This window comes from Hydrogenophaga aromaticivorans, from assembly GCF_013387465.1.
Classification (GTDB): domain Bacteria; phylum Pseudomonadota; class Gammaproteobacteria; order Burkholderiales; family Burkholderiaceae_C; genus Hydrogenophaga; species Hydrogenophaga aromaticivorans.
In genome coordinates this window covers 134530-155694 of record NZ_VYGV01000026.1, presented here as the reverse complement: position 1 = coordinate 155694, position 21165 = coordinate 134530, and the positions used below count along the sequence as shown (strand labels likewise).

The 21165-nt window shown below is 65.3% G+C and carries 24 protein-coding genes; 16 read left to right on the top strand and 8 right to left on the bottom strand.

All coding sequences use genetic code 11. The annotated features are described in order from the left end of the window. The first annotated feature begins 3 nt into the window (after window positions 1–3). The 7 genes from ccmE (at window position 4) to F3K02_RS24390 (ending at window position 6537) form a co-directional block, all read left to right on the top strand. Window positions 4–465: a cytochrome c maturation protein CcmE gene (ccmE, locus tag F3K02_RS24420; protein ID WP_177138930.1), complete on the top strand. Its 462-nt coding sequence runs from the start codon at window positions 4–6 to the stop codon at window positions 463–465. Next, window positions 462–2450 (top strand): heme lyase CcmF/NrfE family subunit, encoded by a 1989-nt coding sequence (locus tag F3K02_RS24415; protein ID WP_177138928.1) that lies wholly within the window; start codon window positions 462–464, stop codon window positions 2448–2450. Before ccmE ends, F3K02_RS24415 begins: the two co-directional genes overlap by 4 nt. Beyond that, window positions 2447–2977: a DsbE family thiol:disulfide interchange protein gene (locus tag F3K02_RS24410; RefSeq protein ID WP_177138926.1), complete on the top strand. Its 531-nt coding sequence runs from the start codon at window positions 2447–2449 to the stop codon at window positions 2975–2977. Before F3K02_RS24415 ends, F3K02_RS24410 begins: the two co-directional genes overlap by 4 nt. Beyond that, window positions 2970–3419, top strand: coding sequence for a cytochrome c-type biogenesis protein (locus tag F3K02_RS24405; RefSeq protein WP_177138924.1), 450 nt, complete (start codon window positions 2970–2972; stop codon window positions 3417–3419). Before F3K02_RS24410 ends, F3K02_RS24405 begins: the two co-directional genes overlap by 8 nt. Then, entirely contained in the window at window positions 3416–4663 is a 1248-nt protein-coding gene (locus F3K02_RS24400; protein WP_177138921.1) for a c-type cytochrome biogenesis protein CcmI/CycH, read from the top strand. The genes F3K02_RS24405 and F3K02_RS24400 overlap by 4 nt, the downstream gene beginning before the upstream one ends. 90 nt (window positions 4664–4753) lie before the next feature. Continuing rightward, complete coding sequence (locus F3K02_RS27820; protein ID WP_177138983.1) at window positions 4754–6001, top strand: NAD(P)-binding domain-containing protein; 1248 nt, start codon at window positions 4754–4756, stop codon at window positions 5999–6001. Window positions 6002–6126: 125 nt separating this feature from the next. Beyond that, window positions 6127–6537 (top strand): thermonuclease family protein, encoded by a 411-nt coding sequence (locus F3K02_RS24390; protein WP_343067152.1) that lies wholly within the window; start codon window positions 6127–6129, stop codon window positions 6535–6537. Here the strand turns inward: F3K02_RS24390 and F3K02_RS24385 are convergent, their stop codons facing one another. From F3K02_RS24385 to gpmA, 3 genes are all read right to left on the bottom strand, one after another. After that, window positions 6538–7296, bottom strand: coding sequence for a HesA/MoeB/ThiF family protein (locus F3K02_RS24385; RefSeq protein ID WP_177138982.1), 759 nt, complete (start codon window positions 7294–7296; stop codon window positions 6538–6540). Between the two features lie 46 nt (window positions 7297–7342). Beyond that, the gene (locus F3K02_RS24380) at window positions 7343–8824 is read right to left on the bottom strand and encodes a S41 family peptidase (protein WP_177138917.1); all 1482 of its coding nucleotides are present in this window, start codon (window positions 8822–8824) and stop codon (window positions 7343–7345) included. Between the two features lie 164 nt (window positions 8825–8988). Continuing rightward, on the bottom strand, window positions 8989–9732 hold the full coding sequence (gpmA, locus tag F3K02_RS24375; protein WP_177138915.1) for a 2,3-diphosphoglycerate-dependent phosphoglycerate mutase: 744 nt from the start codon (window positions 9730–9732) through the stop codon (window positions 8989–8991). 117 nt (window positions 9733–9849) lie between these two features. Here gpmA and F3K02_RS24370 point away from each other — a divergent pair, with 117 nt between their 5' ends. The 4 genes from F3K02_RS24370 to F3K02_RS24355 all read left to right on the top strand — a co-directional run bounded on the left by F3K02_RS24370 (window position 9850) and on the right by F3K02_RS24355 (window position 12292). Beyond that, complete coding sequence (locus F3K02_RS24370; RefSeq protein ID WP_177138914.1) at window positions 9850–10257, top strand: rhodanese-like domain-containing protein; 408 nt, start codon at window positions 9850–9852, stop codon at window positions 10255–10257. 146 nt (window positions 10258–10403) lie between these two features. Next, window positions 10404–10661, top strand: coding sequence for a glutaredoxin 3 (gene grxC / locus F3K02_RS24365; protein WP_177138913.1), 258 nt, complete (start codon window positions 10404–10406; stop codon window positions 10659–10661). A gap of 120 nt (window positions 10662–10781) precedes the next feature. Beyond that, entirely contained in the window at window positions 10782–11237 is a 456-nt protein-coding gene (secB, locus tag F3K02_RS24360; RefSeq protein WP_177138912.1) for a protein-export chaperone SecB, read from the top strand. Between the two features lie 26 nt (window positions 11238–11263). Then, complete coding sequence (locus F3K02_RS24355; RefSeq protein ID WP_177138911.1) at window positions 11264–12292, top strand: NAD(P)H-dependent glycerol-3-phosphate dehydrogenase; 1029 nt, start codon at window positions 11264–11266, stop codon at window positions 12290–12292. A 185-nt stretch (window positions 12293–12477) separates the two neighbouring features. Here F3K02_RS24355 and panC read toward each other — a convergent pair whose 3' ends face one another. Further along, window positions 12478–13344: a pantoate--beta-alanine ligase gene (gene panC, locus F3K02_RS24350; RefSeq protein ID WP_177138910.1), complete on the bottom strand. Its 867-nt coding sequence runs from the start codon at window positions 13342–13344 to the stop codon at window positions 12478–12480. A gap of 56 nt (window positions 13345–13400) precedes the next feature. Beyond that, a complete protein-coding gene (gene panB / locus F3K02_RS24345; protein ID WP_177138909.1) occupies window positions 13401–14291 on the bottom strand; it encodes a 3-methyl-2-oxobutanoate hydroxymethyltransferase in 891 nt (296 codons plus the stop codon). Between the two features lie 66 nt (window positions 14292–14357). On the opposite strand from panB, the gene nadC reads away from it, so the two are divergent. Beyond that, the gene (gene nadC / locus F3K02_RS24340; RefSeq protein ID WP_177138908.1) at window positions 14358–15224 is read left to right on the top strand and encodes a carboxylating nicotinate-nucleotide diphosphorylase; all 867 of its coding nucleotides are present in this window, start codon (window positions 14358–14360) and stop codon (window positions 15222–15224) included. Continuing rightward, window positions 15221–16324, top strand: a complete 1104-nt coding sequence (nadA, locus tag F3K02_RS24335) for a quinolinate synthase NadA (protein ID WP_177138907.1) — start codon at window positions 15221–15223, stop codon at window positions 16322–16324. Before nadC ends, nadA begins: the two co-directional genes overlap by 4 nt. Window positions 16325–16522: 198 nt before the next feature. Here nadA and rpoZ read toward each other — a convergent pair whose 3' ends face one another. Genes rpoZ through F3K02_RS24320 form a run of 3 tightly spaced genes read right to left on the bottom strand, consistent with a single transcriptional unit; the run spans window position 16523 to window position 18314 of the window. Then, a complete protein-coding gene (gene rpoZ, locus F3K02_RS24330) occupies window positions 16523–16726 on the bottom strand; it encodes a DNA-directed RNA polymerase subunit omega (protein WP_177138906.1) in 204 nt (67 codons plus the stop codon). Between the two features lie 27 nt (window positions 16727–16753). Continuing rightward, the gene (gmk, locus tag F3K02_RS24325) at window positions 16754–17374 is read right to left on the bottom strand and encodes a guanylate kinase (protein ID WP_177138905.1); all 621 of its coding nucleotides are present in this window, start codon (window positions 17372–17374) and stop codon (window positions 16754–16756) included. A 4-nt stretch (window positions 17375–17378) separates the two neighbouring features. Next, window positions 17379–18314 (bottom strand): YicC/YloC family endoribonuclease, encoded by a 936-nt coding sequence (locus F3K02_RS24320; protein WP_177138904.1) that lies wholly within the window; start codon window positions 18312–18314, stop codon window positions 17379–17381. Window positions 18315–18375: 61 nt separating this feature from the next. Between F3K02_RS24320 and F3K02_RS24315 the strand changes: the two genes are divergently transcribed. The 3 genes from F3K02_RS24315 to rph all read left to right on the top strand — a co-directional run bounded on the left by F3K02_RS24315 (window position 18376) and on the right by rph (window position 21159). Further along, window positions 18376–19380, top strand: coding sequence for a serine/threonine protein kinase (locus tag F3K02_RS24315; protein WP_177138902.1), 1005 nt, complete (start codon window positions 18376–18378; stop codon window positions 19378–19380). After that, window positions 19377–20276, top strand: coding sequence for a PP2C family protein-serine/threonine phosphatase (locus F3K02_RS24310; protein WP_177138899.1), 900 nt, complete (start codon window positions 19377–19379; stop codon window positions 20274–20276). The genes F3K02_RS24315 and F3K02_RS24310 overlap by 4 nt, the downstream gene beginning before the upstream one ends. A 151-nt stretch (window positions 20277–20427) precedes the next feature. Then, a complete protein-coding gene (rph, locus tag F3K02_RS24305; protein WP_177138897.1) occupies window positions 20428–21159 on the top strand; it encodes a ribonuclease PH in 732 nt (243 codons plus the stop codon). Window positions 21160–21165 lie beyond the last annotated feature (6 nt).

Here is a 21165-nt window from a genome sequence, read left to right as displayed (position 1 = left end):
GCCATGAAGACACGACACAAACGGATCATGATCGCGGTGGGCGCCCTGGCGGTGCTGGGCACGGCCACCGCACTGGTGCTCAACGCATTCAACAGCAACCTGGTTTTCTTTTATTCCCCTACCCAGGTGGCGGCCAAGGAAGCACCCACCGGACGCACGTTCCGTCTGGGCGGCATGGTGGAGACGGGCAGTGTGCGGCGCGACGGGGTGAACGTGCACTTCGTGGTCACCGACACCGTCAAGTCGGTCCCGGTGCAGTACCAGGGCATCCTGCCCGACCTCTTCAAGGAAGGCAAAGGTGTGGTGGCACAAGGGCAGTTGAAAGACGGCCACTTTGAAGCCCGCGAAGTGCTGGCCAAACACGACGAGAACTACATGCCGCCCGAAGCGGCCGAAGCCCTCAGGCAGGCGGGCAAAAACACCAATGCCATGTCGCAGACGGTGCTGATGGAGCCAAAGCCATGATTCCCGAAATCGGTCATTTTCTGTTGTGGCTGGCCTTGGGGGTGGCGTTGATCCTGGGCGTCATGCCTTTGATCGGCGCCCAGCGCAACAACCCGGGCTGGATGGCGCTCGCCAGGCCGTCTGCCTACCTGTTGTTCGCACTGGTGGTGGCAGCCTTCATCTGTCTCATTGTCTCCTTCGTGCGGCACGACTTCTCGGTGCTCAATGTGGCCTCCAACTCCAACTCGGCCCTGCCGCTGCCGTACCGTATCGCCGCGAGCTGGGGCAGTCACGAGGGGTCGCTGCTTCTGTGGGTGCTGATGCTCAGTGGCTGGCTGTCGGCCGTGGCGACTTTCAGCGAGCACCTGCCGCGTGCGGTGCTGGCGCGCACGCTGTCGGTCATGGGCCTGGTCGCCGTGGGTTTCCTGCTCTTCATGCTGCTCACCTCGAACCCGTTCGAGCGCCTGTTCCCGGTGCCCCTGGACGGTCGTGACCTCAACCCGCTGCTGCAGGATCCCGGCATGGTGTTCCACCCGCCGCTGCTGTACATGGGTTACGTGGGGTTTTCGGTGGCTTTTGCCTTTGCGATTTCGGCGCTGATCGGTGGCAACCTGGACGCCACCTGGGCGCGCTGGACGCGCCCCTGGACCACGCTGGCCTGGATGTTTCTCACCGTCGGCATCGCCCTGGGCAGCTGGTGGGCCTACTACGAACTGGGCTGGGGCGGCTGGTGGTTCTGGGACCCGGTGGAGAACGCGTCCTTCATGCCCTGGCTGGTGGGCACGGCGCTGATCCATTCGCTGGCGGTCACCGAGAAACGCGGCAGCTTCAAGTCCTGGACGGTGCTGCTGGCCATCGTCTGCTTCTCGTTGTCGCTGCTGGGCACCTTCCTCGTGCGTTCGGGCGTGCTGTCGTCGGTGCACGCCTTCGCCACCGACCCCACGCGCGGCCTGTTCATCCTGTCCTTCCTGGTGGTGGCGGTGGGTGCATCGCTGGCGCTCTACGCCTGGCGCGCGCCCACGGTGGGGCTGGGCGCCCGCTTCGATCTGGTGTCGCGCGAGACCGCCTTGCTGGGCAACAACGTCATGCTCGTGGTGGCCTCGGCGGCCGTGCTGCTGGGCACGCTGTACCCGCTGCTGCTCGACGCCCTGGGCCTGGGCAAGATCTCCGTGGGTCCGCCGTACTTCGACTCGGTGTTCATGCCGCTGATGGCGCCGACGCTGTTCCTGATGGGGGTGGGCCCCATCACGCGCTGGAAGCAGGCCGAACTGCCCGATGTGGCGCGTCGGCTGCGCTGGGCGGCGGGCGTGACCGTGGTGGGCGCCTTGCTCACCGAATGGTTGGCGGGTGACATGTCGCTGGTGGGTACGGCCGGGCTGCTGATGGCGTTTTGGGTGCTCACCTCGGTAGCGACCGATTTCTGGGACAAGGTCTACCAGAAGGGACAAGGCCTCGCTGGCGTTCTGCGCCGCAGCCGGCAGCTGCCCCGGGCGGTGGTGGGCATGATGGTGGCCCACCTGGGCGTGGCGGCTTTCTGCTTCGGCGTCACCATGGTGCGCACCTACGAAGTGGAGCGCGACGTGCAGATGAACATCGGCGAGCGCACCACGGTCAATGGCTACACCTTCACGTTCCGCGGAGCAATCGAAGTGCCAGGCCCCAACTACTCGGCCATGCGGGGACTGGTCGAGGTCACGCGCGATGGCCGCAAAGTGACCGACATGCGGCCCGAGAAGCGGGTGTACCGCGTGCAGCAGAACCCCATGACCGAGGCCGCCATCGATCCGGGCTTCACCCGCGATCTCTATGTCTCGCTGGGCGAGCCGACCACCAACGGGGCCTGGATCGTGCGTGTGTATGTCAAGCCTTTCATCGACTGGATCTGGGGCGGCTGTCTGATCATGGCCCTGGGTGGTCTGCTGGCGGTGACCGATCGCCGCTACCGCTCGAAGGTGCGGCGTGAACAGACCGAAGCCACCCTGGGTGGTGCGGGGGCGTCCGCATGAAGTACCTCAAGTTTTTGCTGCCGCTGGCCATCTTCCTGGGCCTCGCCGCCTTCCTGGCCGCGGGTCTCAAGCTGGACCCCAAGGAAGTGCCTTCACCGCTGATCAACAAGGCCTCGCCCGCTTTCCAGCTCACCCGGCTCGATGATCCCGCCAGCACCATCCGGCGTGACGACCTGATGGGCAAGGTCTGGGTGCTGAACGTGTGGGCGTCTTGGTGTGTGGCCTGTCAGGCGGAGCATCCGCTGCTGGTCGAATTCGCCAGCAAGAAGATGGTGCCAATCTACGGTCTGAACTACAAGGACGAGCGCGCGGCGGGCCTGCGCTGGCTGTCGCGCTACGGCAACCCCTACACCGCCTCGCTGTTCGACGAGGACGGCCGGGTCGGGATCGACTGGGGTGTGTACGGTGTGCCCGAGACCTTCGTGATGGACCGCCAGGGCGTGATCCGTTTCAAACACATTGGGCCGCTGACCCCCGAGGTGATCCGGGACCAGGTTGAACCGCTGGTGAGGCAACTGAATGGCTAAGTGGATTGTTGCCCTGGTGTTCGCGCTGGCGGCCGGTGTCGTGGCAGCCCAGGAGGCTGCGCCCGCTGCGGCCGATCCCGAACTCGAAGCCCGCATGGTCCGGATCACGGCCGAGCTGCGCTGCCTGGTCTGCCAGAACCAGACCATCGCCGACTCCAACGCCGGTCTTGCTATCGACCTCAAGAACCAGGTGCGTGAAATGCTGCGCCGGGGTGACTCGGACCAGCAGATCATCGCCTTCATGACCGAACGCTACGGTGATTTCGTGTTGTACCGCCCGCCTCTGAAGAAGACCACGGCCATCCTCTGGTTTGGCCCGGCCATCCTGCTGGTGGGTGGACTCCTGATTCTCTTTCTGGTTTTGCGACGCCGCAGCCGCATGGACCCCAACCTGTTTGAGCCCGACGAACCGGGCCAGCTTGACGACAACCGGTCCCCATGAACATGACTTCTTCAACGCCCATGACACCAGACATCCCCACCTTGCGCCGACAGCTTGAACAGCTCAGGGAGTTGCACGAGGCTGGCGTGTTGCCTGCCACCCAATACGCAGAGGGAAAGGCGGCACTGGAGCGGCGCATCGTCGATCTGGTGATGAGCGGCGCATCGGATCAGCCGGCTGCAGCGCCTGCCGAACACGCCCAGGCTGCCGGGCCTGCTGACAAGAAGGAACATGGCCTGTCGCGTGGCCTGGTGGCCGCCCTGGGTGGTGGTGTGCTGGTCCTGGCCGTGGCGGGCTACTGGTGGATGGGCTCACCCGAACAACTGGCCGTCGGCCCCGGGTCAACCGGTGGGGCGTCGATGGCGACGGCGGGCCCCGCCGGTGCGAACGGAGGCGCCGCACCGCACGACACATCGCAGGCGCAGATTGCCGACATGGTGGAACGCCTGTCGGCAAGGATGAAGGACTCGCCGGAAGACGCTGAGGGCTGGGCCATGCTGGGGCGCTCGTATTCTGTTCTCGGGCGTCACCCGGAAGCCCTCGCGGCCTATGAAAAAGCCGTGGCGCTGCGCAAGGACGATGCCCAGTTGCTGGCCGATTACGCCGACTCGCTGGCCGTCAAAAGCGACCGGAAACTGGCCGGTGAACCCATGAAATGGGTGGAGGCCGCGCTCAAACTGGAGCCAGGCAACTTCAAGGCGCTGGCGCTCGCAGGTACGGACGCGTTTGACCGCAAGGACTATGCGGCAGCGGTGAAGCACTGGAGCAAGCTGGTGGAGAGCGCGTCGCCCGACAACAGTTTCGCCCAACAGATCCTGGGGGGCCTGAGCGAGGCGCGCCAGTTGGCCGGCATGCCTGCTCTGCCCGCAGCGGCACCCGCTCCGATGGCCTTGCCGGGCGCATCCGTGAGCGGCTCCATCACGCTGGCGCCGGGTCTGGCAGGCAAAGCCGCCCCGGACGACACGCTCTTTGTCTTTGCCCGCGCGGCCGATGGCGCGCAGCGCATGCCGCTGGCCATCCTGCGTCGTCAGGTCAAGGACTTGCCCTTGTCCTTTACCCTGGACGACAGTTCGTCCATGTCACCGGCCGCGCGGATTTCGGCAGTCAAGAGCGTGATCGTGAGTGCGCGCATCAGCAAGAGCGGCCAGGCCACGCCCGCTCCAGGCGACCTGACCGGCCAGTCGGCAGCCGTGGACGTGGGGACCACCGGTATCGCCATCGACATCCGGGACGAGGTGAAATGACCGCGACCTGGCTGGCAAGGCATTTCGCCATGATCTGAGGTACGCGTTGTGGAATTCTGGTATCTGTATCTGATCGGCCTGTTTCCGGTCATGTGGCTCTATCTGCGCCACCGCGCCAAGCGCCATGCCATGTACAAGGCCGAACTCAAAGATGCTCTGGAGCAGGGGCTCAACGAACCGCCCTCGCTGCACCCGGTGGTGGATCTTTCCCGCTGCATCGGTTCGGGTGGTTGTGCCAAGGCCTGTCCGGAAGAAGCGCTGGGGATCGTGAACGGCAAGGCGGTGTTGAAAAACGGCGCAGCCTGCATCGGCCATGGTGCCTGTATGGCGGCCTGCCCGGTGGAAGCGATATCGCTGGTGTTTGGCACCGAAAGGCGCGGCATCGACATCCCCTTTGTCTCGCCGCAGTTCGAGACCAATGTGCCCGGCATTTTTGTCGCTGGTGAACTCGGCGGTATGGGCCTGATCCGCAAGGCCGCGGAACAAGGCCGTCAGGCCATGGATTTCATCAAGAAACGCAGCAATGGAAAAGGCGATCTTGACGTCGTGATCGTCGGCTGCGGACCCGCGGGCTTGTCCGCGGGGCTTGCCGCCATGCACCACCGGTTGCGTTTCCGGCTCATTGAACAGGAAGACGATCTGGGAGGGTCGGTGTACCACTACCCCCGCAACAAGATTGCCATGACCGCACCCGTGAAGTTGGCGCTGGTGGGCAAGATGCGATTTGGAGAAGTGCAAAAAGAGAAGTTGCTGGCGTTCTGGCAAGGGGTGGTCGAAAAAACCCAGTTGCCGATCTCATTTCGCGAGCGCATGGAAGACATCGAACCCCAGGGTGACGGGTTTCTGGTGAAAACCAGCCAGGGCCAATATGCCACGCGCAGTGTGCTGCTGGCGATCGGGCGGCGGGGCACGCCGCGCAAGCTCGGCGTGCCGGGCGAGTCCTCGCCCAAGGTCGTCTACCGACTCATCGATCCGGCGCAGTACGATGGCCAGTCTGTGCTGGTCGTTGGGGGGGGCGACAGTGCCCTGGAAGCCGCTATCGCTCTGGCTGCTCAACCGGGCACAAACGTCATCTTGTCCTACCGCAGTGCGGCGTTCTCCCGGGTCAAGCAGAAGAACCGGCAACAACTGGAAGAGTTGCAGGGCGCCGGCAGCATCCGGGTGCTGTTGGGTTCCAACGTCAAGCGGGTGCTGGAGCACGAGGTCGAAATTGAAGTGGACGGCGAGACGACGCGTTTCCCGAACGACATCGTGATCGTGTGTGCCGGAGGCGAATTGCCCACCCCGTTTCTGCGCAAGCTGGGCATCCATTTCGAAACCAAGTACGGAACGGCATGAGAGGCCCTGGACGGTTGCATTCGCGTGTTGCTCTGTTGGCCCTCTGCGCTGGTTTGTCCGGCCAGTTGGAGGCGGTTGCCGCGACCCGTGAAAATGAAAAAAGCGGGGTGGTGTACGAGGCCCGGGTGACCCGCGTATTCGACGGTGACACGCTGTGGGTCAAACCCCTGGAAGGCGGTCGGTACCGCAAGCTTCGGCTCGACGGCCTGGACGCCCCCGAAATCTGCCAGGCCGGTGGGCGGGCGGCGCGCGATGCGCTGGCCGCACGTGTGTTCCAGCGGGTGGTGACGGTGAACGAGCGCCACCGCGACCACTACGGGCGAGCCCTGGTGCACCTGACCCATCAGGGGGACGATGTGGGCGCCTGGCTGGTCGTGCGAGGACACGCCTGGGCCTACCGCTGGCGCTACAGCGAGGGCGCCTACGCCGGGCAGGAAAGCCAGGCCCGCGCGCAGAAAAATGGCCTTTTCGCAGACCGGGATGCCGAAGTGCCGCGCGACTTCCGGCGTCGCCACGGACCGTGCCCGTTGCCCTGATCAGGTGAGCGCAGCAGAGCCGCAGACGGCGCACTGCGGGTGGCGGGGGAGGGCAATTTCGGTGAAAGCCATGTCGCGCCCGTCGATCATCAGCAAGCGCCCGGTCAGGCGCGAACCCAGGCCGGTGAGCAGCTTGAGCGCCTCGGCGGCCTGCAAAGTGCCGACGATGCCCACCAGCGGTGCGAACACCCCCATGGTGGCGCAGCGCGTTTCTTCCACGTCACTGCTTTCCGGAAAAACGCAGGCGTAGCAGGGCGAGGCCTCGTCCCGGGGGTCGTACACGCTGAGCTGGCCGTCCATGCGGATGGCTGCGCCCGAAACCAGCGGCTTGCGGTGCTTCACGCAGGCGCGGTTGATGGCATGGCGGGTGGCAAAGTTGTCGGTGCAGTCGATCACCACGTCGGCCGTGGGCACGAGTGAGTCAAGCAGGGCCGCGTCGGCCCGCTGCACCAACGTGATCACTTCGGGGTCGGGGTTGATGGCGCCGATGGCGGCGCGTACCGATTCGGCCTTGGGCGAGCCCACGCGGGCCAGGTTGTGGGCGATCTGGCGCTGCAGGTTGGTCTCGTCCACCACATCGTGGTCCACCACGGTGATGCGGCCGACGCCAGCGCTGCCCAGGTAGAGCGTCACCGGCGAACCCAGTCCGCCAGCGCCGATCACCAGGGCGTGCGACGCGAGCAACCGCTCCTGGCCTTCGACGCCGAGTTCGTTGAGCAGGATGTGGCGCGAGTAGCGCAGAAGTTGCTGGTCGTCCAAAGGCACGTTCCCGGGAGGCTGGCTGGCGCAGGCCGCGCGCCTGCGATCAGTTTTCTTTCTTCTCGGGCGGCCGCGTGGTCTGGGTCTTGCTGACGATCACCGGCTGGCCCTTGAGCTGGTTGAGCGCCTGCTGGAGCTGGAAGTCTTTTTCGCTGCCGAATTCGGGCACCAGACGCTGCCCCGGGTTTTTCTTCGACTCTTCTTCCAGCCGCTTGCGGGCCACCTCGCGCTCCTGCTCGCGCAGCTGTTCGGCGGCGCGCTGGGCATCGGTCATGGGCGTTTCGGTGGCTTTGACCTCATTGCCGTTGCCGAGGTGTTTCTGCAGGTCGGCCTCACGGGTGCGCAGGGCGGCGAACACATTGCCTTCCAGCGTTTCGTCGACCATCACGTCCGGGACGATGCCTGTGGCCTGGATCGATTTGCCCGAGGGCGTGTAATAGCGCGCGGTGGTGAGTTTCAGGCCTGTATCGGGCCCCAGGGGGCGCACGGTCTGCACCGAGCCCTTGCCAAAGGTCTGGCTGCCGAGGATTTTGGCCCGCTTGTGATCCTGCAGGGCGCCAGCGACGATTTCACTGGCCGAGGCGGAGCCTTCGTTGACCAGCACCACCAACGGCACGGTTTTCAGAAAGCCTTTGGTGTTTTCGCTCAGGCGCTTGATGGGATCGGTGCCTCCGCGGCGCAGGTAATGTTGCGGAGCAGCCGTGTAGACCGATTTGCTGTCGGCCAGCTGGCCGTTGGTGGACACCACGGTCACGTTTTCCGGCAGGAAGGCGGCCGACAGGGCCACCGCTGCGTCCAGCAGACCACCCGGATCGTTGCGCAGGTCCAGCACGACGCCCTTGAGCTTCGGGTCTTCCTTGTACAGCGCCTCGACCTTGCGGGAGAAGTCTTCAATCGTGCGGTCCTGGAACTGCGAAACGCGCACCCAGGCGTAACCCGGTTCGACCACCTTGGTCTTCACGCTCTGGGTCTTGATCTCCTCGCGCGTGATCGTCACCGGGAAGGTGCGGTTTTCGTCCTTGCGGAAGATGGTGAGCAAGACCTTGGTGCGCGGCTCGCCGCGCATGAGCTTGACGGCGTCGTTGATGCTCAGACCCTTGACGGCGGTGTCGTCGATCTTGGTGATGAGGTCGCCCGACTTGAGACCGGCACGGAAAGCAGGGGAGTCTTCAATCGGCGAGACGACCTTCACCAGACCGTCTTCCATGGTGATCTCGATACCCACGCCGACAAAGCGGCCGCTGGTGCCCTCGCGGAATTCCTTGAAGGACTTCTTGTCAAAGTACTGGGAATGCGGGTCCAGGCTGGCGACCATGCCCGAGATGGCGTCGGAGATCAGCTGCTTTTCGTCCACAGGCTCCACATAGTCGGTCTTGACCATGCCGAACACCGCGGCGAGCTGCTGCAGTTCTTCCAGCGGGAGTGGCGTCAGCGTGTTGCGCGCGACGGCCTGCAGCTGCACCGTCGTGAGGGCCCCGGCGACGGCGCCGACCGCTAGCCATCCCGCAATCTTCAACTTGTGACTCACTTGCTTGCCCATGGAAATACCTCAAAAAAGACGCCAGCGCGTCGGCAACAGCCCGACCACGCCGGCGGACCAATATACACCTTGGAGCACCGCCTGAAGATTCGGTTCCAGGCGCTTTTCAAGTACACCAATTCCGTTTGCCTGAAGCAGGCCCGACTTTCCGATCAGGCTTTGCCCTGGCTGGCCACGGCGGCGGCGGCCCTCGCCGCGGCTTCGGCGTCACCCAGGTAGTAGGACTTGATCGGCTGGAGGCGGGCGTCCAGCTCGTAGACCAGCGGGATGCCGTTGGGGATGTTCAGGTTGACGATGTCGGCGTCGGAAATGCCGTCCAGGTACTTGACCATGGCGCGGATGCTGTTGCCGTGGGCGGCGATCACCACCCGTTTTCCACTCTGGATGGTGGGGGCCAGCACCTCGTTCCAGAACGGCATGACGCGCGCCACGGTGTCCTTGAGGCATTCGGTCAGGGGTACCTGCTCCGGCTGGAGGTGGGCGTAGCGGCGGTCGCTGCGTTCGCTGCGCGGGTCGCTGGCTTCGAGCGCGGGCGGCGGCGTGTCGTAGCTGCGGCGCCAGATGAGGACCTGCTCGTCGCCAAACTGCTTGGCCATGTCGGCCTTGTTCAGCCCCTGCAGGCCACCATAGTGGCGCTCATTGAGGCGCCAGTCTTTCACCACCGGTAGCCAGGTGCGGTCCATCTCGTCCAGGCAGTAGTTCAGGGTGTGGATCGCGCGCTTGAGCACCGAGGTGTAGGCGATGTCGAATTCGTAACCTTCGGCCTTGAGCAGCTTGCCGGCCGACATGGCCTGCGAGACGCCGGTGGGCGTGAGTTCCACGTCGGTCCAGCCGGTGAATCGGTTTTCGAGGTTCCAGGTGGATTCGCCGTGGCGAATCAGGACGAGTTTGTGCATGGAGGGCGGGTGCGTAAAGGACAAATAGCGGCCCGGGACACCCCGGGCCAAAAGGGTCTGCCAGCGCAGGCCAGCCATACATTCTAAAATCTCAGGCTTAACTGAAAGGTCGTACCTGTGAGTTTCTTTCTCGAAAACTGGATGTTGATCGCCGTGGCGCTGACCTCGGGGGCCCTGCTGATGTGGCCGGCCTTGTCGGGCGGCGCAGGGGCCGGGTCGGTCAATGTCACCGAAGCGGTGCAGCTGATCAACCGCCAAAAAGCCGCTGTGGTGGATGTGTGTGGCTCGGACGAGTTCGCCGCCGGTCATGTGGCGGGAGCCAAAAACCTGCCGCTTGCCGAGCTGGAAGCCAAATTGCCCGGCCTGGTGAAAAACAAGGCCACGCCGGTGATCCTGGTCTGCGCTTCGGGCATGCGTTCGCGCCGGGCGGTGGCGGTGGCCAAGAAGCTGGGCTACGAAAACGCCCACTCCCTGTCCGGTGGGCTGAGCGCCTGGCGCGCGGCCAGCATGCCGGTGGAGAAATAGTCACCCCCCCTGCGCCGCTTCGCGTCTTCCCCCCCCCAGGGGGACCACGCCCTTGGACCGGCACAGCCGGATCCTCGGCGTGTGCTGGTCCTCGGTCACGCGCTCCGGCGAACTTCTTGGTTCATATTTGTGTGAGGAGTTTTGAATTGGCCCACGTCAAAATCTATTCCAGTGACTACTGCCCCTTTTGTAGCCGGGCCAAGGCCTTGCTGCAGAAGCGGGGGGTGACCGACTACGAAGAAATCGTGGTCGATGGCCAGTCCGATGTGCGCACCCGCATGACCGAATTGACCGGGCGCACCAGCGTGCCGCAGATCTTCATCGGTGATCTGCACGTGGGGGGGTGCGATGACCTGCACGCGCTGGACGCCCGCGGCGGTTTGGTACCGCTGCTGCAAGCCTGATGACGACCCCGGCCCGGTTTTCGGGCCTCCCGGCGCTGCTGAGATAATCGGTGCTGTACCCGCTTCGGGAACCTCATTCCCCGGCGGGTTTGTTTTTTTCCGACCTTCTGAAAGACCCTCATGGCCGACCAAGATCCCACCTTCCAGATCCAGCGCATCTACCTCAAGGAGGCTTCGCTGGAGCAGCCCAATTCGCCCTCCATCCTGCTGGAGCAGGAGCAGCCTTCGGTGGACATCCAGCTCGGCGTGGAAGCCAACCCGGCGGCCGACGGCGTGTACGAGATCTGCGTCACCGCCACCGTGCAGACCAAGATCAAGGACAAGACGGTGTTCCTCGTGGAGGCCAAGCAGGCCGGCATCTTTGAAATCCGCAACCTGCCGCAGGAACAGATGGGCCCCATCATGGGCATCGCCTGCCCGCAGATCGTCTACCCCTACCTGCGAGGCAACGTGGCCGACCTGATCCAGCGCGCCGGCTTCCCGCCCGTGCACCTGGCCGAAATCAACTTCCAGGCCATGTACGAACAGCAGCAGGCCCAGGCCGCCGAAGACGCGCCGCGCATCGTCACGCAGTAAACCGGCGTTCCGCTGGCGAACCGCGCATGAACATCGTTGTTTTGGGTGCCGGCGCCTGGGGCACAGCGCTGGCCATCAGTGCTGCGTGCCAGCCGCACCGTGTCCGTCTCTGGGCGCGCGACGCGCAGCAGGTGGCCGACATGCGGGTGACACGCGAAAACCGGCGTTACCTGCCCGGTATCGCGCTGCCGCCTTCGCTGGATGTCGTGGGCGCTGAGCTGGGCGATGCCGAGGCCTTGTGGGCCCATGCCGACCTCGTGGTGGTGGGCACGCCCATGGCGGCCCTGCGTGGCATGCTCGAACGCTTGCGCGGTGTGTCCGCGCCCGTGGCCTGGCTGTGCAAGGGGTTCGAAGCACCGCAAGGCGACGCGGCTCCGGGTCTGCTGGGCCACGAGATCCGTGCGCTGGTGGCGCCTGCCTTGCGCGCTGGCGTGCTCAGTGGCCCCAGTTTCGCCCAGGAAGTCGCTCGTGGCCAGCCCACCGCACTGGTGGCCGCCAGCGAGCACGCCGGTGTGCGCGATGCGCTGGTGGCGGCTTTTCACAGCCCCACGCTCCGGGTCTATGCCAACGAAGACATCGTGGGGGTGGAAGTCGGCGGCGCGGTGAAGAACGTGCTGGCCATCGCCACCGGTCTTTGCGACGGGCTGAACCTCGGACTCAACGCGCGTGCCGCGCTGATCACCCGCGGTCTGGCCGAAATGACCCGTCTGGGGCAGGCGCTGGGGGCACGGACCGAAACCTTCATGGGCCTCTCGGGTCTGGGGGACCTGGTGCTCACGGCCACCGGCGATCTCTCACGCAACCGCAAGGTGGGTCAGCTGCTCGCGCAGGGCCTGAGCCTGCAGCAGGCGGTGGATTCGCTGGGCCACGTGGCCGAGGGCGTTTACAGCGCCCGCACCGTGGTGCAGCGCGCGCAGTTGCTGGGCGTGGACATGCCCATTTCTGCGGGTGTGGTGGCGCTGCTGGACGGCCAGCTGCAGCCGGCCCAGGCAGTGGCTGCGCTGATGGGGCGTGACCCGAAGGACGAAGCTACCTCCCCCCCGCGCCGCGCCTAAGGGCGCGTCACCCCCCCAGTGGGCGATGCGAGCGGCCCGGCCAAGCCGGTTCCGCCGCATCCTCGGGGGAAGTCATCTCTCGCCGGAGGGGGCGTTGCGCCAGGGCACCGCGGAACCGGCTTGGCCGGGCCGCCAGTGCCGCCCCCGTGAGGGGGTGACGGGCGAAGCCCGGCGCGGGGGTGAGTCTAAATCTCGAAGTTGTCGATCAATCGGGTGTTGCCCAGGCGCGCAGCGCCCAGCACCACAAGGGCGCCGGGGGTGATCGCGTCTGCCGCGGTGGGCGACTGCAGGTCCTGTCGGCGGCGAACCGTCAGGTAGTCGGGTTGCCAGCCGCGTCCTGCCAAGGCCCTCATGGCCTTCTCTTCCAGCGTGGACTGGTGGCTGGGCAAACTCGCCGCAGCGGCCAAAGCGTCGCGCGCCAGACCCCGCAGTGCGAGCGACAGCTGCACCGCTTCGGCACGCTCGCTTTCGCTCAGATAACCGTTGCGTGAACTCAGCGCCAGGCCGTCCGCAGCGCGCTGGGTCTCGCCGGCCACGATGGTGACCGGCAGGGCGAACTGCTGCACCATGCGCCGGATCACCATCTGCTGCTGGTAGTCCTTCTTGCCGAAGAGGGCATGACGCGGGCCCTTGGCTTCCGAGAACACGCACTGGAACAGCTTCATCACCACGGTGCAGACCCCGATGAAGAAGCCGGGACGGAAATGCCCTTCCAGGATGTCGGCCAGCTCGGACGGCGGCTGGATCTTGTAGCCCTGGGGGTCGGGATACAGCTCTTTTTCGGAGGGCGCGAACACCACGTCGCAACCGGCTTGCTCCAGCCGGGCGCAATCGGCCTGCAAGGTGCGCGGATAGGTGTCGAAATCTTCGTGAGGCGCAAACTGCAGGCGGTTGACGAAGATGCTGGACACCGTCACATCACCCAGCGGCTGGGCCGTGCGAACCAGATCCAGATGGCCTTCGTGCAGGTTGCCCATGGTGGGTACAAAAGCCGGTGAGTTGAAAGGCCGCAGCGCAGTGCGCAGGTCTTCGATGGTGTGAACGAGTTTCATGAGGAGAGCAGTGTCTGTTCAAGGGGCGCCGCAGGCGCTGCGGGGGTGGGCCTGATCTACCAGGCGTGCAGGCTGTCGTCCGGGAAGCTGCCGTCCTTCACGGCCGCCACGTACGCGGCCATGGCGTCGCGCACGCTGCTGGCGCCTTCCATGAAATTGCGCACGAACTTCGGGTTCTTGCCGAGGTTGATGCCCAGCATGTCGTGCATCACCAGCACCTGCCCGGCCGTGCCCTTGCCGGCGCCGATGCCGATGGTGTGGCAGGTCTTGAGTTCGGTCGTGATCTCGGTCGACAGGGCTGCGGGCACCATCTCCAGCACCAGCATGGTGGCGCCAGCGTCCTGCAGATCGATGGCGTGGCGGCGCAGCTGCAGCGCGGCGGCGTCGCCCCGGCCCTGTACGCGGTAGCCGCCGAGCGCGTGCACGGTCTGTGGCGTCAGGCCCAGGTGGGCGCAGACCGGGATGCCGCGTTCCACCAGAAAGCGCACGGTGTCGGCGGTCCAGCCACCGCCTTCAAGCTTGACCATGTGGGCGCCGGCGTGCATCAGCACCGCGGCGCTGCGCAGGGCCTGTTCTTTCGACTCGTGATAGCTGCCAAAGGGCAGGTCGCCGATCACCCAGGCGGTGGCCTGAACGCGCTGCAGGCCGCGCACCACGCTTTCGGTGTGGTAACGCATGGTGTCCAGCGTGACACCGGTGGTGCTGGACAGGCCCTGGCAAACCATGCCCAGCGAGTCGCCCACCAGAATGCACTCCACGCCCGCGGCATCGGCCACGGCGGCAAAGGTGGCGTCGTAGGCCGTGAGCATGGTGATCTTTTCCCCCCGCTCGCGCATCTCCTGCAGCCGTGGCAGGCTGACCGGTTTGCGCTGCGGCATGGGCGAAGCCGACGGCAGGGTGCCGTAGGGCGTGCCGCTGGTCGGCGCGGCGGATTTTGGTGGACTCATGGGGATCCCCTTTGCGTGGGCTTTGGATGGGGGGCACTATATGCGATCCCGTTATGCTTGCAACCCATGAAACACCTCTCTGAATTCACGGCGGCCGATCTGGCCGAACTGGCGGGCGCCGATGTGGCCCGCGCGCTGGCCGAGGACGTGGCCAGCGGGGACCTCACCGCGGCGCTGGTGGACCCCTCGCGCAGCGCCCATGCACGCATCCTCGCGCGTGAGCCCGCCTTGATCTGCGGCGCACCCTGGGTGGAAGCGGCCGTGCTGGCCTGTGACCCCAAGGCCCGCCTGATCTGGCACGTGGCGGAGGGCCAGCGCTGCGTGGCCGACCAGGTGGTGCTGGAGATCACCGGCCGCGCCCAGGCCCTGCTGACCGCCGAGCGCACCGCGCTCAACTTCCTGCAACTGCTCTCGGCCGTGGCCACCAAGACGGCGGTGTTCGTCGATGCCGTTCAGGGCACGCGCGCAGCCATCGTGGACACGCGAAAGACCCTCCCGGGGCTGCGTCTGGCGCAAAAGTACGCGGTGAAAACCGGCGGCGGCGTCAACCACCGCATTGGGCTCTACGACGCGGTGCTCATCAAGGAAAACCACATCGCTGCCGCGGGTGGTGTCGAGGCCGTGTTGAAGCGCGTGCAGGAAACGGCACCCCAGGCGCGTTTTGTCGAGATCGAGGTCGAGACCCTGGCGCAGCTGGACGAAGCGCTGGCCTGCGGCGCCAAAATGGTCCTGCTCGACAACATGGACATCCCCACCCTGCAGGAAGCCGTGCGCCGCAACGCGGGCCGCGCCATCCTGGAGATTTCGGGCGGCGTGAACCTGCAGACGGTGCGAAACCTTGCAGAAACCGGGGTGGACCGCATCTCCATCGGGGCCCTGACAAAAGACGTCAAGGCGATCGATTTTTCCATGCGGATGGAGCAACTGACATGAGCAACGAAGCCATCATCGATGTCGAATACGAACAGCCGGCCTGCCCGACGAAACACGCCTGGGCGCGTGTGCCGGTCGAGCCCGGTCCGAAGCAGCGCGCCGAACTCAAGGACAAGATTCGCAGCCTGCTGAAGGAGCGCAACGCGGTGATGGTGTCGCACTATTACGTGCATCCCGACCTGCAGGACCTGGCCGTGGAGACGGGCGGCATCGTCAGCGATTCGCTGGAGATGGCGCGTTTTGGCCGCGATCACGCAGCGCAGACGCTGGTGGTCTCGGGTGTGCGCTTCATGGGCGAGACGGCCAAGATCCTGAGCCCGGAAAAGACCGTGCTCATGCCCGACCTGGACGCCAACTGCTCGCTCGACCTGGGCTGCCCGATCAACGAATTCAGCGCCTTCTGCGACGCCCACCCGGACCGCACCGTGGTGGTCTACGCCAACACCAGCGCCGCGGTGAAGGCGCGCTCCGACTGGCTCGTCACCTCCAGCTGCGCGCTCGACATCGTGCGCGCACTCAAGGACAAGGGCCACAAGATCCTGTGGGCGCCCGACAAGCACCTGGGCGGCTACATCCAGCGCGAAACCGGCGCCGACATGCTGATGTGGAACGGCTCGTGCATCGTGCACGACGAGTTCAAGGCCTTCGAGCTGGAAGCACTCAAGAAGGAACACCCGGGTGCCAAGGTGCTGGTGCACCCGGAAAGTCCGGCCGACGTGGTGGCGCTCGCCGATGCGGTGGGATCGACTTCCGGCATCCTGAAGGCGGCGCACGAGATGGATGCCCACGAGTTCATCGTCGCCACCGACAACGGCATGATGCACATGCTGCGCCAGCAGAACCCGGGCAAGGTGTTCATCGAGGCGCCCACCGCCGGCAACAGCGCCACCTGCAAGAGCTGCGCGCACTGCCCCTGGATGGCCATGAACGGCCTGGCCGGCGTGGCTCAGGTGCTGGAAAAAGGCCTGAACCAGATCCACGTGGACCCGGCGCTGATTCCACGCGCCCGGTTGCCGATCGACCGCATGCTGGCGTTCACCGCCGCGCAGCGCAGTGGTCAGAATGCCGGCGCGCTGGTGCCGAACATCGGCGCGGCGTAGAGCGAAACACCCCCGCCGCGCTGCGCGCGACCCCCTCAAGGGGGCGGCACTGGCCGTCCGGCAGAGCCGGCCCGGCGGTGCCTCCCGGTTGCGCCGTTTCGCGCGTTGTGGGTGGAGCTCTGGCGCCAACGAGAGCTGACGTCACGCAGACGCAAAAAAGCCCGCTCGCAGCGGGCTTTTTTCAGGTGCGCCTGAAGCTCAGAGCGGCACTTTCTTGAGCATCTCGATGCCGATCTTGCCTTCGGCAATTTCACGCAGCGCGGTCACGCCGGGCTTGTTCTTGCTCTCGATCTTGGGGGCATGGCCCTGGCTGAGCATGCGGGCACGGTAGGTGGCGGCCAGCACGAGCTGAAAGCGGTTGGGGATCTTTTCCAGACAGTCTTCGACGGTGATGCGTGCCATGTGCGGGCCTCGGTAGTGTGCGGTGAGTCAGTGGATGTTGAGCGCTTTGAAGGTATCGCTGCGGGCGATACGCTGGGCGGCGAACTTGAGCCGCTGGGCATGGACGATGGCCTTGAGGTCAAACAGGGCCCGCTCGAACAACTCGTTGATTATAACGAAGTCGAATTCCCGCGCGTGCATCATCTCCGACGCGGCATTCTGCAGCCGCAGCTCGATGACTTCGGCGCTGTCTTCGGCGCGCCGCTCCAGCCGCGATCGCAGTTCTTCCCAGCTCGGCGGCAGGATGAAAATCAGTACCGCGTTGGGAAAGATGCGTTTGACCTGGATCGCGCCCTGGAAGTCGATCTCCAGCACCACGTCGGCCCCCTGGGCCATGCGTTGCTCGATCGCCTGTTTGGACGTGCCGTAGCGGTTGCCATGCACCATGGCCCATTCCAGGAAAGCGCCCTGGATGACCATCTGGTCAAAGGTTTCCCGGGCGACAAAGTAGTACTCGCGACCATGCAACTCCTGGCCACGCGGGGGCCGGGTGGTGTGAGAGACCGAGGGCACGACGCGGGAGTCCAGCTCCATCAGCGCCTTGACCAGACTGGATTTTCCAGCCCCGCTGGGGGCTGCGACGACGAACAGGTTGCCTGGGTATTCCATACGGTCATTCAATGTTCTGGACCTGTTCGCGCATCTGTTCGATGAGCACCTTCATGTCCACGGAAATGCGGGTGAGTTCCAGGCTCGACGATTTGGAGCCCATGGTGTTGGCTTCGCGGTGCAGTTCCTGGATCAGGAAGTCCAGGCGTTTGCCCACATCGCTGCCCTTCTTGATCAGGCGCTCGATTTCCACCAGGTGCGAATCCAGTCGGGTCAGTTCTTCGGCCACATCGATGCGGATCGCGAAGGCGGTGGCTTCGGTCAGCGCGCGATCCTGTGCGGCCTCGCTGGTGAGGGTGTTGCTGGTGCCGCCGGCGGCGGCGCTCGCGCCTAGCGCTTCGTTCCAGCGGTCGATGAAACGCTGCCGCTGCTGCGCGACCAGTTGGGGAATCAGGGGCTGGGCGTCTTTGGCGAGCTGGCGCAGCTGTTTGAGCCGGTCCAGCAGCATGGCCGCCAGGCGCTGTCCTTCACGTTCGCGCGCGGTGAGCAGTCTGTCCAGACCCGTCTGGGCCAGCTCAAGCAGGGTTTCGTGCAGCTCACCGGGGTTGCCCGCCTGGCGCGTGGTCAGTTGCAGCACCTCGGCCACCGTCAGCGGTGGCGCGGTGGGCAGCCAGGCACGGATGTTGTCCTGCAGGCTGACCAGCTTTTGCAGCTCCGGTGCGCTGGGCGCTCGCGGTCCGGCGTCGGTGCGGCCCTCCACCCATGCCCGCACCTCCACCTTGCCGCGCTTGAGTGCGGCGCCCAGCAGTTCGCGCAGCGCGGGTTCGGTGCCGCGCAGGTCGTCGGCGAGTTTGAAAGTCAGGTCGAGAAAGCGGCTGTTGACCGAGCGGATTTCGATGCCCAGGCCCGGTCGGGCATCGCGCGGGGACTCGCTGGCATTCGTGGCTGCGGCCCCGCCGGTTTGGGCCGTGGCGTAGCCGGTCATGCTGTAAACTGCCATTGAACTGTGTCCCATCAGGTTGAGTGGTCCAAAACGAGGCGTTCCGGAACCCATCCGAATTATGTCAAAGGTCAAACCCGCACCGCTGCCACCGGACACCGTGATCGGCGGATACCGTATCGTGCGCAAGCTGGCCGCCGGTGGTTTCGGCGTGGTCTACCTGGCTGTGGACACCGAAGGGCAGCAGGTCGCGGTCAAGGAATACCTGCCGTCCTCGCTGGCCACACGCGGCCCGGGTGAACTGCTGCCGCAGGTGCAGCCCGAAAAACTCTCGTTGTACCGGCTCGGGCTCAAGAGCTTCTTTGAAGAAGGCCGCGCGCTGGCGCAGATCTCCCACCAGTCGGTGGTGAGCGTGCTCAACTTCTTCCGCGAAAACGAGACCGTCTACATGGTCATGAACTACCTGGAGGGCGCGTCCCTGCAGGAGTTCATCATCACGGCGCGCGAACTCAAGCGCCAGAAGGTGTTCCGCGAGTCCACCATCCGTTCGCTGTACGACGAGGTGCTGCGCGGCCTGCGCATCGTGCACCAGCACAAGATGCTGCACCTCGACATCAAGCCGGCCAACATCTTCGTGACCGATGACAACCGTTCGGTGCTGATCGACTTCGGCGCCGCGCGCGAGGTGCTGAGCAAGGAGGGCAACTTCATCCGCCCGATGTACACGCCCGGTTTCGCTGCGCCCGAGATGTACCGCCGCGATTCGAGCATGGGCCCCTGGACCGACATCTACGCCATCGGTGCCTGCATCTACGCCAGCATGCAGGGCTACCCGCCCAACGACGCCCCGCAACGGCTGGAAAAAGACCGGCTGTCGCTGGCGCTCTCGCGTCTGCGCGGTGTCTACTCCGACAACCTGATCGAGGTGGTGGAGTGGTGCATGTCGCTCGATCCGCTGTCGCGTCCGCAATCGGTGTTCGCCCTGCAAAAAGAGCTGAGCCGGGAGACCGAACGCAGTTACACCAAGCTGACCGTGGCCGAGAAGATGCGCCTGCAGTTTGACAACATTGTTTCGGACAAGAAGTCGCCACGCAAATCCACCGCCGCCGGGACCAAGTTCCGATGAAGTTTTCGGTCTACCAGATCAGTCGGCAGGGTGGTCGCGAGCGCAACGAAGACCGCATGGGCTACGCGTACACGCGCGAGTCCGGGCTGTTCGTGCTGGCCGATGGCATGGGTGGGCATCCCGAGGGCGCGATGGCGGCCCAGTTGGCGCTGCAGACGTTTTCGGCCTATTTCCAGAAAGCCGCCAACCCCACGGTGCGCGAAGTGCCGGAGTTCCTCTCCAGCGCCGTGATGGCGGCACACCACCAGATCATCCGCTACGCCGCCGAAAAAGGCATGCTCGACACGCCCCGCACCACGCTCGTGGCGGCCGTGATGGAGCGTGGCAACATGCACTGGGTGCACTGTGGCGACTCCCGCCTGTATCTCGTGCGCAATGGCGAGTTGCTGACGCGCACGCGGGACCACTCCTACATGGAGCAGCAGGCCCACCTCGGCAAGGCCACCCAGCACATCAACCGCAACATCCTCTTCACCTGTCTGGGCTCGCCCGCGAAGCCGGTGTTCGACCTGTCGGGGCCGGTTCAGCTGCAGCAGGGTGACCGTGTGTTGCTCTGCTCGGACGGTCTCTGGGGCACGGTGAAGGATTTCGAGATCGCCGCCGAACTGGCCCGCAATCCGCTGGAACAGGCGGTTCCCGAGCTGGTGGAAATGGCGCTCAAGCGCGGAGGGCCGCGCTGCGACAACGTCACCGTGCTGGCCATGGAGTGGGAGACCGCCGACGAATTCCAGACCACGCGGGTGTCGACCGAAGACATCGAAGAAGGCGTGTTCGCCTCCACCATCCAGTCGGGCGTGGCCGACCCGACCATCGAAGACCTGGACGACGAGGCGATCGAAAAATCGATCGCCGAAATCAACGAAGCGATCCGGCGCACCGCCGAAAGAAATTCCTGATACCCCCCGCGCCGCCTTCGGCGTCACCCCCCAGGGGGCAACGCGAGAGGCCCGGCGAAGCCGGTTCCTCCGCGTTCTGGGTTGGATCCCGTGGCGCTCTGGCTGACCCCCCCTCCGTGACAATAGGATCACCGTTTTTTTTGAGGTTTTCATGACAGATTTCATTCGACCCGGCCAACGGGCCGCCGATGCCCTGCGCCCGGTGCGCATCACCCGGGGCTTCACCATCCACGCCGAGGGTTCGGTGCTGATCGAGTTCGGTGACACCAAGGTGCTGTGTACCGCATCGGTGGAAGAAAAAGTGCCGCCGCACAAGCGGGGCAGTGGCGAAGGCTGGGTGACGGCCGAATACGGCATGCTGCCGCGCGCCACCCACACCCGCAGCGACCGCGAAGCCGCCAAGGGCAAGCAGAGCGGGCGCACGCAGGAGATCCAGCGCCTGATCGGCCGTTCGCTGCGCGCGGTGTTCGACCTGAAGGCGCTGGGCGAGCGCACCATTTCGCTGGACTGCGACGTGCTTCAGGCCGACGGTGGCACGCGCACGGCCAGCATCACCGGTGCCTTCGTCGCCGCGCACGATGCGGTGAGCCAGCTGCTGGCCGAAGGCAAGATCGCAGCTTCACCGATCCGGGACCATGTGGCCGCCATTTCGGTGGGCATCCTGCAGGGCCAGCCGCTGCTCGACCTGGAGTATGTGGAAGACTCGGCCTGCGACACCGACATGAACGTGGTGATGACCGGCGCCGGCCACTTCGTGGAAGTGCAGGGCACGGCCGAAGGCGTGGCGTTCAGCCGCCAGGAAATGGACGCCTTGCTGGCCCTGGCCGAAAAAGGCGTGGCCGAGCTGGTGGCCCTGCAGAAGCAGAGCCTCGGCCTGGTCTGAGAGGCC

What these genes read in the sequence shown, in the direction of transcription:
- F3K02_RS24405 (WP_177138924.1), top strand. Translation starts at nt 2,970, where the DNA reads ATGGCTAAGTGGATTGTTGCCCTGGTGTTCGCGCTGGCGGCCGGTGTC.
- rpoZ (WP_177138906.1), bottom strand. Translation starts at nt 16,726, where the DNA reads ATGGCACGCATCACCGTCGAAGACTGTCTGGAAAAGATCCCCAACCGC.
- F3K02_RS24320 (WP_177138904.1), bottom strand. Translation starts at nt 18,314, where the DNA reads ATGGCAGTTTACAGCATGACCGGCTACGCCACGGCCCAAACCGGCGGG.
- panB (WP_177138909.1), bottom strand. Translation starts at nt 14,291, where the DNA reads ATGAGTCCACCAAAATCCGCCGCGCCGACCAGCGGCACGCCCTACGGC.
- nadA (WP_177138907.1), top strand. Translation starts at nt 15,221, where the DNA reads ATGAGCAACGAAGCCATCATCGATGTCGAATACGAACAGCCGGCCTGC.
- F3K02_RS24400 (WP_177138921.1), top strand. Translation starts at nt 3,416, where the DNA reads ATGAACATGACTTCTTCAACGCCCATGACACCAGACATCCCCACCTTG.
- panC (WP_177138910.1), bottom strand. Translation starts at nt 13,344, where the DNA reads ATGAAACTCGTTCACACCATCGAAGACCTGCGCACTGCGCTGCGGCCT.
- F3K02_RS24355 (WP_177138911.1), top strand. Translation starts at nt 11,264, where the DNA reads ATGAACATCGTTGTTTTGGGTGCCGGCGCCTGGGGCACAGCGCTGGCC.
- secB (WP_177138912.1), top strand. Translation starts at nt 10,782, where the DNA reads ATGGCCGACCAAGATCCCACCTTCCAGATCCAGCGCATCTACCTCAAG.
- F3K02_RS24310 (WP_177138899.1), top strand. Translation starts at nt 19,377, where the DNA reads ATGAAGTTTTCGGTCTACCAGATCAGTCGGCAGGGTGGTCGCGAGCGC.
- F3K02_RS27820 (WP_177138983.1), top strand. Translation starts at nt 4,754, where the DNA reads ATGTGGCTCTATCTGCGCCACCGCGCCAAGCGCCATGCCATGTACAAG.
- F3K02_RS24315 (WP_177138902.1), top strand. Translation starts at nt 18,376, where the DNA reads ATGTCAAAGGTCAAACCCGCACCGCTGCCACCGGACACCGTGATCGGC.
- rph (WP_177138897.1), top strand. Translation starts at nt 20,428, where the DNA reads ATGACAGATTTCATTCGACCCGGCCAACGGGCCGCCGATGCCCTGCGC.
- F3K02_RS24410 (WP_177138926.1), top strand. Translation starts at nt 2,447, where the DNA reads ATGAAGTACCTCAAGTTTTTGCTGCCGCTGGCCATCTTCCTGGGCCTC.
- nadC (WP_177138908.1), top strand. Translation starts at nt 14,358, where the DNA reads ATGAAACACCTCTCTGAATTCACGGCGGCCGATCTGGCCGAACTGGCG.
- ccmE (WP_177138930.1), top strand. Translation starts at nt 4, where the DNA reads ATGAAGACACGACACAAACGGATCATGATCGCGGTGGGCGCCCTGGCG.
- F3K02_RS24415 (WP_177138928.1), top strand. Translation starts at nt 462, where the DNA reads ATGATTCCCGAAATCGGTCATTTTCTGTTGTGGCTGGCCTTGGGGGTG.
- gmk (WP_177138905.1), bottom strand. Translation starts at nt 17,374, where the DNA reads ATGGAATACCCAGGCAACCTGTTCGTCGTCGCAGCCCCCAGCGGGGCT.
- gpmA (WP_177138915.1), bottom strand. Translation starts at nt 9,732, where the DNA reads ATGCACAAACTCGTCCTGATTCGCCACGGCGAATCCACCTGGAACCTC.